Annotated in this window: 13 protein-coding genes; all 13 read left to right on the top strand. The window is 62.9% G+C overall.

Annotated elements, in window-relative coordinates:
- Positions 1–7 precede the first annotated feature (7 nt).
- Positions 8–1,747, top strand: a complete 1,740-nt coding sequence (fliF, locus tag ACQ4WM_RS02215; RefSeq protein WP_436545082.1) for a flagellar basal-body MS-ring/collar protein FliF — start codon at positions 8–10, stop codon at positions 1,745–1,747.
- Complete coding sequence (locus ACQ4WM_RS02220; RefSeq protein WP_436545083.1) at positions 1,725–2,765, top strand: flagellar motor switch protein FliG; 1,041 nt, start codon at positions 1,725–1,727, stop codon at positions 2,763–2,765. The genes fliF and ACQ4WM_RS02220 overlap by 23 nt, the downstream gene beginning before the upstream one ends.
- Positions 2,762–3,451, top strand: coding sequence for a flagellar assembly protein FliH (gene fliH / locus ACQ4WM_RS02225; protein WP_436545084.1), 690 nt, complete (start codon positions 2,762–2,764; stop codon positions 3,449–3,451). Before ACQ4WM_RS02220 ends, fliH begins: the two co-directional genes overlap by 4 nt.
- Positions 3,448–4,758 (top strand): flagellar protein export ATPase FliI, encoded by a 1,311-nt coding sequence (gene fliI, locus ACQ4WM_RS02230; RefSeq protein WP_436545085.1) that lies wholly within the window; start codon positions 3,448–3,450, stop codon positions 4,756–4,758. Before fliH ends, fliI begins: the two co-directional genes overlap by 4 nt.
- A gap of 8 nt (positions 4,759–4,766) precedes the next feature.
- The gene (locus ACQ4WM_RS02235) at positions 4,767–5,204 is read left to right on the top strand and encodes a flagellar export protein FliJ (RefSeq protein WP_436545086.1); all 438 of its coding nucleotides are present in this window, start codon (positions 4,767–4,769) and stop codon (positions 5,202–5,204) included.
- An 86-nt stretch (positions 5,205–5,290) separates the two neighbouring features.
- Entirely contained in the window at positions 5,291–6,703 is a 1,413-nt protein-coding gene (gene fliD / locus ACQ4WM_RS02240) for a flagellar filament capping protein FliD (RefSeq protein ID WP_436545087.1), read from the top strand.
- 44 nt (positions 6,704–6,747) lie between these two features.
- Entirely contained in the window at positions 6,748–7,137 is a 390-nt protein-coding gene (gene fliS, locus ACQ4WM_RS02245) for a flagellar export chaperone FliS (RefSeq protein WP_436545088.1), read from the top strand.
- The gene (locus ACQ4WM_RS02250; protein ID WP_436545089.1) at positions 7,130–7,447 is read left to right on the top strand and encodes a hypothetical protein; all 318 of its coding nucleotides are present in this window, start codon (positions 7,130–7,132) and stop codon (positions 7,445–7,447) included. Before fliS ends, ACQ4WM_RS02250 begins: the two co-directional genes overlap by 8 nt.
- Positions 7,444–9,114 carry a flagellar hook-length control protein FliK gene (locus ACQ4WM_RS02255; protein WP_436545090.1) on the top strand — a complete coding sequence of 557 codons (1,671 nt, stop codon included), beginning with the start codon at positions 7,444–7,446 and terminating at the stop codon, positions 9,112–9,114. Before ACQ4WM_RS02250 ends, ACQ4WM_RS02255 begins: the two co-directional genes overlap by 4 nt.
- Positions 9,114–9,590 (top strand): flagellar basal body-associated FliL family protein, encoded by a 477-nt coding sequence (locus tag ACQ4WM_RS02260; protein ID WP_436545091.1) that lies wholly within the window; start codon positions 9,114–9,116, stop codon positions 9,588–9,590. Before ACQ4WM_RS02255 ends, ACQ4WM_RS02260 begins: the two co-directional genes overlap by 1 nt.
- A gap of 27 nt (positions 9,591–9,617) precedes the next feature.
- Positions 9,618–10,373 carry a FliA/WhiG family RNA polymerase sigma factor gene (locus tag ACQ4WM_RS02265; RefSeq protein WP_436545092.1) on the top strand — a complete coding sequence of 252 codons (756 nt, stop codon included), beginning with the start codon at positions 9,618–9,620 and terminating at the stop codon, positions 10,371–10,373.
- A 51-nt stretch (positions 10,374–10,424) separates the two neighbouring features.
- Positions 10,425–11,339 carry a flagellar motor stator protein MotA gene (gene motA / locus ACQ4WM_RS02270; RefSeq protein WP_436545093.1) on the top strand — a complete coding sequence of 305 codons (915 nt, stop codon included), beginning with the start codon at positions 10,425–10,427 and terminating at the stop codon, positions 11,337–11,339.
- Positions 11,266–12,324 carry a flagellar motor protein MotB gene (locus ACQ4WM_RS02275; protein ID WP_436545094.1) on the top strand — a complete coding sequence of 353 codons (1,059 nt, stop codon included), beginning with the start codon at positions 11,266–11,268 and terminating at the stop codon, positions 12,322–12,324. Before motA ends, ACQ4WM_RS02275 begins: the two co-directional genes overlap by 74 nt.

A 12,324-nucleotide genomic window follows, 5' to 3' on the forward strand; every position in this document is an offset into this window, starting at 1 on the left:
TACCCCCATGAAGTCCGCCTTTGCGCGCTGGCGCGCTGGCGCCCAGCCCGCCGTTCCGCCCGCCCTGCTGAAAAACCTGATTCCGATGCTGGTGCTGGCGATCGGCATTACAGCCCTGGTAATGATGTACTTCTGGCGCGACCAGGCCAACTACAAACCGGTGTTCGGCGCGCGCGAAAAAGTGGCCGTCACCGACATGATGGCGACGCTGGACGCCGAGCACATTCCATATCGCTTGCATCCCGACAGCGGCCAGGTGCTGGTGCCAGACGCAATGCTGGGCAAGGTGCGCATGCTGCTGGCCTCGAAAGGCGTGACGGCGCAGCTGCCGGCCGGCCTGGAACTGATGGACAAGAACGACCCTCTTGGCGTGTCGCAATTCGTGCAGGACGTGCGCTTCCGGCGCGGCCTGGAAGGCGAGCTGGCGCAAAGCATCATGACCATGGATGCGATTGCCTCGGCGCGCGTGCACCTGTCGATCGCCAAATCGACCTCGTTCGTCGCCAGCGATGGCGACAAGTCGTCGGCCTCGATCGTGGTGGCGGTGAAACCGGGCCGCACCCTGGCGCCGGAACAGATCGCCGCCGTAATCAATATGGTGGCCGGCAGCGTGGCCAGCCTGGCGCCAACGCGCGTGAGCCTGGTCGATCAGAGCGGCAACCTGCTTTCCTCGCACGTTGATCTGGCCGACGGCTTCGACGCCTCGGCAGCCAGCAACGAAGGCGCCAAACGTTTCCAGGATGATATCCGTCGCAATATCACGGGCTTGCTGGGACCGGTCATCGGCGAAGACAATTTCAAGCTCAGCGTCACGGCCGCAGTTGACAATGACCGGATCGAGGAAACGCTGGAAAAATACGGCGAAGCACCGAAAGTGACCAGCGAGGCGATGCGCGAAGAGCAGGAACGCAACCGTAACGTGGCCGGCATTCCCGGCAGCCTGTCGAACCGCCCGCCCGCAGCCGCCGTGCCTGGGCCGACCGGCGCGGCAGCACCTGCAGACGGCGGCGCACCGAAACCTGAAGACGGCACCGCTCGCAAGAATGCCACCACGCGCCAGTATGCCTATGACCGCAGCATCACGCAGATCAAGCGCAGTCGCGGCCGGCTGGAAAAAATCAGCGTGGCCGTGGTACTCAACAGCGCCGCTGCCCCCGACGCCAAGGCTGGCTGGAAGCCCGCCGAGCTGGCCAATATCGAAAAAATGCTGCGCAGCGGCTTGGGCATCAATGCCCAGCGCGGCGACAGCCTGAGCCTGACCACCCTGCCTTTCCCGGCCAAACAGCCGGTGGCGCAGTGGTGGGAAGAGCGCGATACGGTGGTCGACTTCAGCAGCTGGCTGCTGTACGCCCTTGGCGCCGTGCTCGGCTACTTCCTGGTGCTGCGCCCGCTGCTGCGCCTGTTGACCACGCGCCTGTCGCCGCCGGCACTGAAAACACTCGATCCGGCCATGGCGCTGCCCGGCAATGGCGTGAGCGCAGCCGGCGGCGGCATGCCCGGCACAGCAGCGGCCATGTCGGCGCTCGGTACAGTGCCAGGCGCGCCGGCACTCGAAGGCGCGGCCGCTGCTGCCAGCGGCGACATGCCGGTGGTGCCGCTGCTGGAAAACTATAACCTGCCACCACCCGGTTCGGCCGTCGACGTGATGGTCGACCACTTGAAAGTGCTGGCAGAAAAAGAACCGGAACGTGTCGCCGAAGTCGTCAAACAATGGATGCAGAAAAATGGCCGAACTCAACAACAATAATTTCCCTGACGAGCAGGACGACCAAAACGCCAGCCTGACGCCTGTCGAGCAGGCAGCGATCGTATTGCTGAGCATAGGCGAAGAACAGGCGGCCAATGTGTTGCGCTGCCTGTCGCGCGAAGAGTTGCTGGAAGTGACGCAGGTGATGTCGCGCATGAGCGGCATCAAGGTCGAGTCCGTGAAAACGGCCATGCAGACTTTCTTTGATGACTACCGCCAGCAAAGCGGCGTACATGGCGCCTCGCGCAGCTACCTCAAGCGCTCGCTCGACCTGGCGCTGGGCAGCGATATTGCGAACAGCGTGCTGAACAACATTTATGGCGATGCGATCCGGCCAAAAATGGCGCGCCTGCAGTGGGCCTCGCCGAAGTGGCTGGCAGAATACATTGTCAACGAACACGTGCAGATGCAGGCTGTGTTCCTGGCGTTTTTGCCACCGGCGCTGGCCGGGCAGATCCTCGACGCCCTGCCGGTCGAAGGGCGCGACCTGGTGCTGCTGAACCTGGCGCGCCTGGACGAAATCGACCGTGACCTGCTGGTCGAGCTTGATGAACTGGTGGGCCGCTGCCTGGGCACGCTTGACACCCAGAGCACCAGCGTGGAAGGCATCCGCCAGGCCGCCGAAATTCTCAACCGCATGCCGGGCAACCGCGCCGCGCTGGTCGAATTGTTGCGCGCACACGACCCGGCCGTGGTGTCGGAAATCGAACTGAGCATGTACGACTTCCTGATCCTCGCTACGCAAAGCGAAGTCACCATCACGCGCATCCTCGAAGACGTGCCGATGGAACAGTGGGCGATCGCGCTCAAGGGCGCCGAACCGGCTATCCGCGACGCGGTGCTGAAAACCATGCCGCGCCGCCAGGCGCAAAGCTTCGAAGACATGATGCGCCGCTCTGGCCCCGTGCCGCTGTCGCGCATCGAACAAACACGCCAGGAAATCATGGCCACCGTCAAGGGGCTGGCAGACGCCGGCGAAATCGAAGTCCAGCTGTTTGCCGAGGCGGTAATCGAATGAAGCCTTTTCGCACCTACCGTTTTCCGCCGCTGTCGCAATTCATCGCCGCCGGCCAGCGCTCGAGCACCGAAGATCCCGATGGTCAGTGGCAGGCATCGGTCTCGGAAGGCTTCGAGCAAGGCCAGCGCGACGGCTATGAAGTGGGCCTGGTGCGCGGCCAGCAGGATGGCTACGATGCAGGCCGCAACGACGGCGTGATCCAGGGCCGCGAAGAAGGCCGCAATGAAACCCTGGTGGCGCTCGACAAACTGGCGCGTCCGGTCGACGCGATCCTGCGCGACCTGAAGAAAGTGCGCGCCGACTACCGCGCCGCCCAGCGCAAGGAAGTGGTCGACCTGGTGGCCAAGGTGGCACGCCAGGTGATCCGCGCCGAACTGGCGCTGCAGCCGGTGCAGTTGCTGGCCCTGGTCGACGAAACCCTGGCGTCGATGCCGCCAACGCGCGAAGAAATCGACGTCTACCTTAATCCCGAAGAATTGAAACGCATCAGCGAACTTGATCCGAAGCGCGCCAAGCGCTGGAACCTGATCGCCGACGCCCGCCTCGACGCCGGCGAATGCCGCATTAAGGCTGGCGACAATGAGGTTGACGCCGGCTGTCATCAACGCCTGGCCGCCTGCATGGACCAGGTCAGCAGCCACCTGGCGCTGGCCGCCGAGCACGCCGACCAGGGCGCGCCTGCATGATCGCCGACACGCTGCGCAGTTTTGAGATTGGCAACATCCCGGTTGCCACGCCGACCGGCCGCCTGGTGGGCGCTTCCGGCCTGCTGCTCGAGAGTGCCGGCTGCAAGCTGCACACCGGGCAGCGCTGCCAGATCGAAACGGTGAGCGGCGAATGGCTCGACGCGCAAGTGGTCGGCTTTCGCGAAAAAGTGTCCTACCTGATGCCGTTCAAAAAAGCCGCCGGCCTGACCACCGGCGCGCGCGTGCTGCCGCTGCCCGACAAGGCCAGCCTGCAGATCGGTCCATCCTGGCTGGGCCGCATGGTCAATGGCCTGGGCGAGCCGATCGACGACCTGGGCCGCCTTGGCGGCGAGCATATCCTGGACGTGTCGCCACCGAAGATCAATCCCCTGAAAAAGCAGCCGGTGGTCGAACCGCTCGACGTCGGCGTGCGCGCCATCAACAGCATGCTGACCCTGGGCAAGGGCCAGCGCGTGGGCCTGATGGCCGGCTCCGGGGTGGGAAAAAGCGTGCTGCTGGGCCTGATCACACGCCAGACCGTGGCTGACGTGGTGGTGGTCGGCCTGATCGGCGAACGCGGCCGCGAGGTGCGCGAATTCGTCGAAAAGTCGCTCGGCGAAGAGGGTCTGAAAAAGGCCGTGCTGGTGATCGCACCTGCCGACGAGTCGCCTCTGATGCGCATCATGGCCACCGAACTGTGCCACTCGATCGCCGCGCATTTCCGCGACCAGGGCCAGCACGTGCTGCTGCTGGTCGATTCGCTGACGCGCTATGCCATGGCCTTGCGCGAAGTAGCACTGGCCCTGGGCGAGCCACCGGCCACCCGTGGTTATCCGCCGTCGGTGTTTTCCAACCTGCCGCAACTGGTGGAAAGCGCCGGCAACGGCGCCCACGAAAATGGCAGCATGAGCGCCATCTACACCGTGCTGGCCGAAGGCGACGACCAGCAGGATCCGGTGGTCGATACGGCGCGCGCGATTCTCGATGGCCATATCGTGCTCACGCGCGAACTGGCCGAACGGGGCCACTACCCCGCCATTGACGTGGCCGCCTCGATCAGCCGCTGCATGGCGCAAGTCATCGAACCGGCCCATATGCTGGCAGCGCGCGGCCTCAAAGCAGCAATGGCGCGCCACGCGCGCGTGCGCGACCTGATCCCGCTGGGCGCATATGTGCCGGGCGCCGATCCGATCACCGACCGCGCGGTGCAACTGCATCCGCAAATCGAAGCGTTCCTGTGCCAGGGCACCAAGGAAGAAGCGCCGATGGGGCCCTGCATCACCCAACTTGAACAGATCATGTCATAGGCATACCGATGAGCAACTCGCATACCATCCGCAACCTGACAACCCTGGTCGGCCTTCGGAGCACCGAAGTGGAGCGCCTGCAAACCGACATGGCGGCGCAGACGGCCGTGCGCGAGCGCTACCAGAAAAACCTCGACCGCCTGACCAGCCTGTACACCGATAGCGGCCCCAGCGGCGCCCTGCACCTGGCGCTGTCGGTCAATTGCGGCAACTTCAAGCAATCGGTAATGGAACTGGCGCAGCAACACCGTACCGACCTGCATCTGCACGAGGCCAATATGGCGGTATCGCAGCGCGCCCTGAACACGGCCTGGGCAAAGCGCGAAGTGCTGGACCAGGTGCTGACGCAAAAACAACGGATTGTTGCAACTGAGCAACAGCGCATGGACGTCAAGCGGCAAGATGAACTGGCGACGCAATTCTGGTTTCGTGGACAGGTAAAATAATGTTTTGCAGAAATAACTTCAGGAAAGCCGATATTTGGTCGCCTTGTCATTGTGTAAATCCCGCACGCACATTTTAGGAGTCTGACATGGCCATATCCACCAATGCTTCGAATACCTACGATCCGACCGCTTCGGCGCAGGCGCTGACCGACAAATACACTGCCGATACGCAGGCGCGCATCACGGCGCAGACCAAGGCGGCAACGGCCACTTCGGCAGGCCTGACAAGCATGAAGATGGCGATGACCACCTTCACCTCCAGCCTGCTGGCATTGACGGGTAGCAAAACCATTGCTGCGCAAGGCGCTACTTTCAGCAATGCCGCCATCGGCAGCGCCACGGCAGGTGCAACGGCGGCTGCCGGCACCTATTCGCTGTTCGTGGAAAAAGTCGCCACCAGCCACCAGGTTTCGCTGGGCGGTGTCGGCGGCAGTGCAGTGCCTGCCAGCGGCGATGGCAATCTGAAGATCAAGCTGGCCAACAACAGCGACTTTACGGTTGACCTCAGCAAAGCTGAAACCGATGGCGATGCGACCTTGTCGGCCAAGGAAATCGCCGCCGCCATCAATGCAGAACCGAAAAACAATTCGCGCGTCACCGCATCGGTGATTACCATCGGCGGCATTGCCAAGCTGGTGCTGACGTCGAACGTCAGCGGAGAAGAAGGCGCTTTGTCGTTCGACACCGGCGCCATGGCCGACGGCGACCTGAAAACGGCACTGACGGCCGCACCGCAGGAGCTGGTGAAAGCCGAAGATGCCATCATATGGGTTGGCGGCAAGCCGGCAGACCCGAGCGATACCAGCAACCGCGTCAAGCAGTCATCAAACACGTTCAGCAATATCGATGGCGTAAAAATGACGTTTACCAAGGCGCAGGCCAGCGGCGACGCACCGATCACCCTGACCGTGGCGCTCGACAAGTCGGCAACGGCCAGCAACGCGCAGAGCTTTGTCGATGCCTACAACAAGCTCAAGGCCGTGCTCGACGGCTTGACGGACCCTGGCGATCCGGCCTCGGGCAAAGCGGCCGGCACGTTTTCCACCGACAGCGGCGTGCGCGTGCTGCGCGACCAACTGGTACGCACCTTGCGTGAAACGGCAACAGGGTCGCTGGCCACGTTTGGCATCACCGCGCAGCGCAATGGCACGCTGGCGCTCGATACCACCAAACTGGCGGCAGCGGTCGCGGCCAATCCAACCGGACTGGACAAAGCAATCGGCAACAATTCGGGCAGCGCGCCCAGCGGCATCGCCGGCAAGCTCGACAAATTTGTCGAAATCTGGACCTCGAGCAACGGCCAACTGGCGCAGCGTGAAACCTCGGTTGCCAAGCTGCAAAAGACGCTCGACGAGCGCCAGGCCAAGTTCGAAACTGACTACACCACCATGTATAACCGCTACAAAGCGCAATTTACAAAGTTGCAGGATCTGCAGGCGCGCATGGCGCAAACGACCAGCATGTTCGATGCCCTGTTCGGCGACGACAAGTCCAAATAAGGCTGGCGCCGGTTGCCAGTCTCAGCATTTTAAAGTGAAAGAAAATGATGAACCACGATGCCTACAGTGACTACCACGCCGTCAACCTGGATGCGCAAACCTCGCGCGCCACGCCAGTTGAACTTGTCTTGCTGCTCACCGATGGCTTGCTGGAAGAACTGGCGCGTGCGCGTGCACATATCGTCGGCAAGCGCTATGAACAAAAGGCCGTCAGCCTGAACAAATGCACAGAAATCATCAATGGGCTGTCGAGCTCACTCGACTTTGAACAGGGTGGCGAAGTAGTGGCAAACCTGGGTCGCCTGTATGAATATTGCACCGGCCGCCTGTACTTGGCCGGTGTCAACCTGGACCCGGCGTTGATCGATGAAGTAATCACCTTGCTCACCACCATCAAGCAGGGCTGGCTCGGCGTCCAGGCCAAGCATGGATAACAGCGTCTTGCTGCTGCAGTTCGCGCGTGATATCCAGGCCGCTGCAGGCAAACAGGACTGGGCTGCACTCGATGTGCTGGACCGGAGCCTGGCGCGCCAACTGGCACTGCTGTCCGAACAGGCCGGCATGAACCCGGACGAACAGGCAGCGCTGCGCACGCTGCGCGCGGTGCACGCGCGCGCATTTCAGCTGTGCTCCGATGAAAAGCACCGGCTAGGCCTGCAACTGGGCGAGATCCATTCCAAGCAGGAAGGCTGGGTCGCCTACGCGCTGGAAAGCGATATGTATCAAGATGGAAGTCAAGCATGAATACTGTACTCAATTTCAAGACTGCCGGCCTTAACGCAGCCGATTCGTTCGGCACGATGGCGGTGACCGTGGGCAGCACTCCTTTGAATGGTGGCGGTACCGCCTATGCCGCCAATGGTGCAGGCCCGACAGTGGAATCTCTGCCGCCTGCCCTGCCAGGTATTCCCTCTCCAGCCACGCCGCTGTTTGCGGACGCCTTGGGCGACGCCGCGCATTCCGCCAGGCCAGTTGCCGGGGCACCTGCAAAGATGGATGAACCCGAGCAGCCGTCAACCGATGGAGGGCCTGCGTTACCGCAAGAAGTCCCCTTGCCGTCCATGGCTGCGCCATGGCTTCTGGCGCAAGTGACGGCGACCTCGGCGGCACCATTGCGGGACGGCACTGACCGCGACAGCATCAACGACATGGCGGCGCCCGCCATCATCACCGCAGCCGAGCGCGGCACAGCGCCGGTTGCCGCAAGAGCTGCAACAAACGTTACAACTGCCCCGGTCGCTGCTGCGATACCAGCTCCTGCTGCGCCATCTGAGCTAACCGCTGTGCCTGTTCGGGCTTTGACAACTACGGGAGCTGCGCCAGCGGCCACGACCACCACCGCGCATCTGGCGGTGCGGCCGGTCGCCATACAGTTCAATGCGCAACTGGGCACACTCGTGCGTGCGCCTCAACAGGGCGAGCCATTAGCGGCGGCCATGCCTGCTCCGGCGGGCGAAACGAAGACCGCAGCGCCCGCCGCTCGTGGCAAAGCAATGCCCGCCGCCATGGAGGTGTCGGTTGCCGCCGTTCAGCCTGCTGTTGCCGCGACCCTTATTGCAGGCATCACGCCGGTCGCCGTTGCAACGTTTGCGCCTGGCAGCGTGCCAGCGGTGCCCGCGACCGGCGAGGACGACCTGGCCGCAAGCACCATCCTGTCCATCACCCCTGCCGTATCGTCAGCCCGTACTGTCGGAAATAGCATTGCTGCCGACACTGCAGTCGAGGGCGGGCCGGCGCCACACCCGCATGCCGGGGCAGCAGATACCACCGGCATGCCGGCAAGGGCAGCCACGGTTGGCGCATCGTTTGCCGCCACCATTGCCAGCAACACCGGCAACCTGGACACCGAACGCAACGGTGCTGCCGCCACCGCCTTAGTAACGCCTGCCATCGGCCCGGGTATGACAGCGCCGGCTGCAGCCAATGCGCTACCGGCGCAGGGCAGCGATGTCATCAAGCTCAACGGCCCAGCCCAGCAATGGCAGGAACCGTTGCGCGAAGCGCTGGGCGAGCGCCTGCAGACGCAGATCGGACGCAACAGCGAGCATGCGGTGATACGCCTCGATCCGCCGATGCTGGGGCGGATCGACATTTCCATCCGTCACGCGGCCGGCACGCTGCAAGTAAACGTTTCCGCGTCGAACCCGGAAGTGCTGCGCCAGCTCCAAGGCATCGGCGAGACCATGCGCACCGACCTGGCCCAGCGCCAGTACACCGAGGTGGCCGTGAATATCAGCGCCACGCCGCGCAGCCCGGCTGCGCAGGCGTTTGCCGAGGGCGATGCCCGCGGCCAGCGTCAGCCGGGACGCCAGCAGGATGAGGCCGCACCGGGGCGCGCGCTGTCTGACGACACCCCTGGCGGCAAACCATACGGCGCTACCTTTGCCATGCATGAGCGGGAATACAACTGATGAATACAAAAGTAAAACTGATCGGCGGCTTCGTGCTGGTGGCCCTGCTGGCCGCCGGTGCAGCCGGCGGCGCCATGTGGTACCTGGCCAAGCCGGCGGCCGGTCACGCCGAAGTGGCCGAAGCCAAACCGGCGGCGGCGCCGGCGACGGGCAAGAAGGCGCGCCGCTACGTCACGCTCGACAAGGTCATCGTGATGCTGCGCCACGGTCCTGGCGAGGCCGATACGCATTATCTGTCGGCCGATCTGGTGATTGCCACCACCGAAGAAAATGAAAAGCTGGCGAAATCGCATTTGCCGCTGATGCGCTCGATCGCCGTCAGCACCCTGTCCGGTTTTTCGATGGACAAGGCGCAAGCCATGACGGTCGAACAGTACGCCGAGCAGATCAACAAGGCATTCACTGCCAGCTATGAGCGCGAGCAGATGGAAAAGCCGTTCAGTGAAGTCATGGTAGGCAAGCTGATCATTGAATAAGCCGACGCCAGCAGGCCAGTTCGACTGATGGGAGATACCGTGGCTTATGCCGAGCAATACCAGGAAGCCTACGGCGCCGGCGAATATGCCGCCGCTGGCGCTGCCGCAGCCGTGCTCAGCGTGGCGGAGGAACAGCGCCACCTGGTCGCTTACGCGCCGCTGGTCAAGCGCATCGTGCGCCAGCTCAATTCGCAGGTATCGGGCGCCATCGATCGCGACGACATGGAGCAGATCGGCCTGATGGGCCTGCTTGAAGCGCTGCGCCGCTATGGCGTGCCGGACCAGTCCTTCGGCAGCTACGCCAGCCTGCGCATCCGCGGCGCCATCCTCGATGAGCTGCGGCGCCAGGACTGGCGCCCGCGCGCCGTGCGCCAGGAAAGCCACCGCCTGCGCGACAGCGTGCGCGCCCTGACCCGGCGCCTGGGCCGGGAACCGCTGGAAGCGGAAATCATGGCGGCCCTGAAGCTGACGCCGGAAGCGTACCAGGAATACCAGCTGGCGGAAAACGCCGAGCTGATCGCCAGCTTTGACGATATTTTGCAGGACAGCCTGGGCCAGGCCGACAGCGCACCGAGCCCGGAAGAGCAATTGATGGTGCGGCGCAGCCTGGAGCAGGCCTTGCGCACGCTCGACGAGCGTGAACAGCGCGTGGTGCAGATGTATTACGAGTTCGAACTGAGCTACAAGGAAATCGCCGCCGTGCTCGACCTGAGCGACGCGCGCGTATGCCAGTTGAACAAGATGGCGCTGGGGAAAATGAAAGCCATGCTGCAGGACAAGTAAGAACAGGCACTACTCACAAATTGATGCAGTACACGCAGAAAGGCAGTTGTCATGGTAATTATCGGTATCTTAATCGTACTGGGATGTGTATTTGGAGGCTTTGCCCTGATGGGCGGTACCGTCCAGGCGATCTGGCATCCGGTCGAGTTGGTCATCATTATCGGCGCCGCCGTCGGCGCCCTGGTGCTGGGCAATCCCAAGCATGTGCTCGGTGAAATGCTGCACCAGATGCGCAAGGTCGTCACGCACAAGAAACAAGGTTCGGAATTCCAGCGCCAGTTGCTGCTGCTGATGTATGAATTGCTGCAAACGGCGGCCGGCGGCCTGAAGGCGCTCGACGCCCACGTCGAAGCGCCGCGTGAAAGCCCGCTGTTCCAGCGCTATCCGCTGGTGCTGGAAGAACCGAAACTGCTGGCTTTTATCGTCGACAACTTCCGCCTGATGGCAATGGGCAAGATCAACGCACATGAACTCGAAGGCGTGCTGGAGCAGGAACTCGAAGCGATCCACGACGAGTTGCTGCAACCGTCGAAGTCCTTGCACAAGATCGCCGAAGCCATGCCCGGTTTCGGCATCCTGGCAGCCGTGCTCGGTATCGTGATGGCCATGAATTCGGTGGCCGACGGCGCCGATGCGGCGGAAATCTCGTCGAAAGTGGGCGCCGCCATGGTCGGTACCTTTATCGGTATTTTCTTCTGCTACGGCGTGCTCGATCCGATGTGCAACATGATGAAGCAACTGGTCGGCGAAGAAGGCTCGACGATGGAGTGCGTGAAAGTGGTGCTGGTGACCCACGTCGCGGGCAAGCCGCCACTGCTGGCGATCGACTCGGGCCGGCGCCTGGTGCAGCTCAATATCAAGCCGAGCTTTGCCCAGCTGGAAAGCTGGATCAATGCGCTGGAAAGCGGCGGCGAAGAACCTGAGCAAGGCCAAGGCCGGGGAGGCCGCCGTGCTAAAGCCGCATGAGAAACATGACCAGGCCATCATCAAGCGGGCTGGAAGAAAGCACGATGACGATGGTCACGGCGGCGCCTGGAAAGTGGCGTTCGCCGATTTCTGCCTGGCCTTGCTGTCGCTGTTCCTGGTGCTGTGGCTGATCGCTGCGCGCGAGCAGCAGGCGATGAAGGAAATCATGATGGACGCACTGGCGGGCAGCCGGCAAGGCGAAGGGCAAGGCGTGATGCCGGAGCAGAAAGGCGGCCCGCGCGGCAGCCTGATCGACCGTTTCCCGATGCCGCGCGACGGCATGGGCGACACCCGCACGGAAGGCACCAAGACGAAAGACGGCAAGCCCGATACCGCCGACGCCAAGCCGAAGATGAGCTACCAGACGCCGGAAGACCTGATGGCGCTGTCGCGCGCGCTCGACAAGCTCAGCGACGAAGCAGGCCTGAAAAGCAATTTGCAATCGGTGGTGACGCCGCATGGCCTGCGCGTGATGCTGCACGATACGGACAAGCAAGGCATGTTCGTGCGCGGCAGCGCCGTGCCAACCGACCGTTTCCGCAAGCTGCTGCGTGAAATGGGACCGGTCTTTGCGCAGATGGAAAACCAGATGCTGATCGTCGGCCATACCGATTCGATGCAATACGCCAATACGGGCTATGACGGCTATTCCAACTGGACCCTGTCGGCCAACCGCGCCATGTCGGCGCGCGCACAGTTGCTGGCCGGCAGCATGAATCCGGAAAGCGTGTTGCAGGTGGTCGGCATGGCTGACCGCGCGCCATTGGACACGAAAAATGCCGGCGCCGGCATCAACCGCCGCATTGAGCTGTTAATATTGACGCGTGGCCAGGCTGACAGCATCGCCTCCATGTTCGGCATGACCGGACAGGGGCAGCAAGGCCAGGATATCGAAGTAGGTACGCCGGATCCGGCCACTCTGCAACGTTTACGTGACAAGCTGGGTCTGCCAGCGAAGAAAGAACGAGCCGACTATGCAAATTAA

Source organism: Janthinobacterium longum (assembly GCF_051380735.1).
GTDB lineage: Bacteria > Pseudomonadota > Gammaproteobacteria > Burkholderiales > Burkholderiaceae_D > Janthinobacterium.

Excerpts from the sequence above, each read along its gene's own strand:
- fliF (WP_436545082.1), top strand. The coding sequence starts at position 8 with ATGAAGTCCGCCTTTGCGCGCTGGCGCGCTGGCGCCCAGCCCGCCGTT.
- ACQ4WM_RS02220 (WP_436545083.1), top strand. The coding sequence starts at position 1,725 with ATGGCCGAACTCAACAACAATAATTTCCCTGACGAGCAGGACGACCAA.
- fliH (WP_436545084.1), top strand. The coding sequence starts at position 2,762 with ATGAAGCCTTTTCGCACCTACCGTTTTCCGCCGCTGTCGCAATTCATC.
- fliI (WP_436545085.1), top strand. The coding sequence starts at position 3,448 with ATGATCGCCGACACGCTGCGCAGTTTTGAGATTGGCAACATCCCGGTT.
- ACQ4WM_RS02235 (WP_436545086.1), top strand. The coding sequence starts at position 4,767 with ATGAGCAACTCGCATACCATCCGCAACCTGACAACCCTGGTCGGCCTT.
- fliD (WP_436545087.1), top strand. The coding sequence starts at position 5,291 with ATGGCCATATCCACCAATGCTTCGAATACCTACGATCCGACCGCTTCG.
- fliS (WP_436545088.1), top strand. The coding sequence starts at position 6,748 with ATGATGAACCACGATGCCTACAGTGACTACCACGCCGTCAACCTGGAT.
- ACQ4WM_RS02250 (WP_436545089.1), top strand. The coding sequence starts at position 7,130 with ATGGATAACAGCGTCTTGCTGCTGCAGTTCGCGCGTGATATCCAGGCC.
- ACQ4WM_RS02255 (WP_436545090.1), top strand. The coding sequence starts at position 7,444 with ATGAATACTGTACTCAATTTCAAGACTGCCGGCCTTAACGCAGCCGAT.
- ACQ4WM_RS02260 (WP_436545091.1), top strand. The coding sequence starts at position 9,114 with ATGAATACAAAAGTAAAACTGATCGGCGGCTTCGTGCTGGTGGCCCTG.
- ACQ4WM_RS02265 (WP_436545092.1), top strand. The coding sequence starts at position 9,618 with ATGGGAGATACCGTGGCTTATGCCGAGCAATACCAGGAAGCCTACGGC.
- motA (WP_436545093.1), top strand. The coding sequence starts at position 10,425 with ATGGTAATTATCGGTATCTTAATCGTACTGGGATGTGTATTTGGAGGC.
- ACQ4WM_RS02275 (WP_436545094.1), top strand. The coding sequence starts at position 11,266 with ATGCGCTGGAAAGCGGCGGCGAAGAACCTGAGCAAGGCCAAGGCCGGG.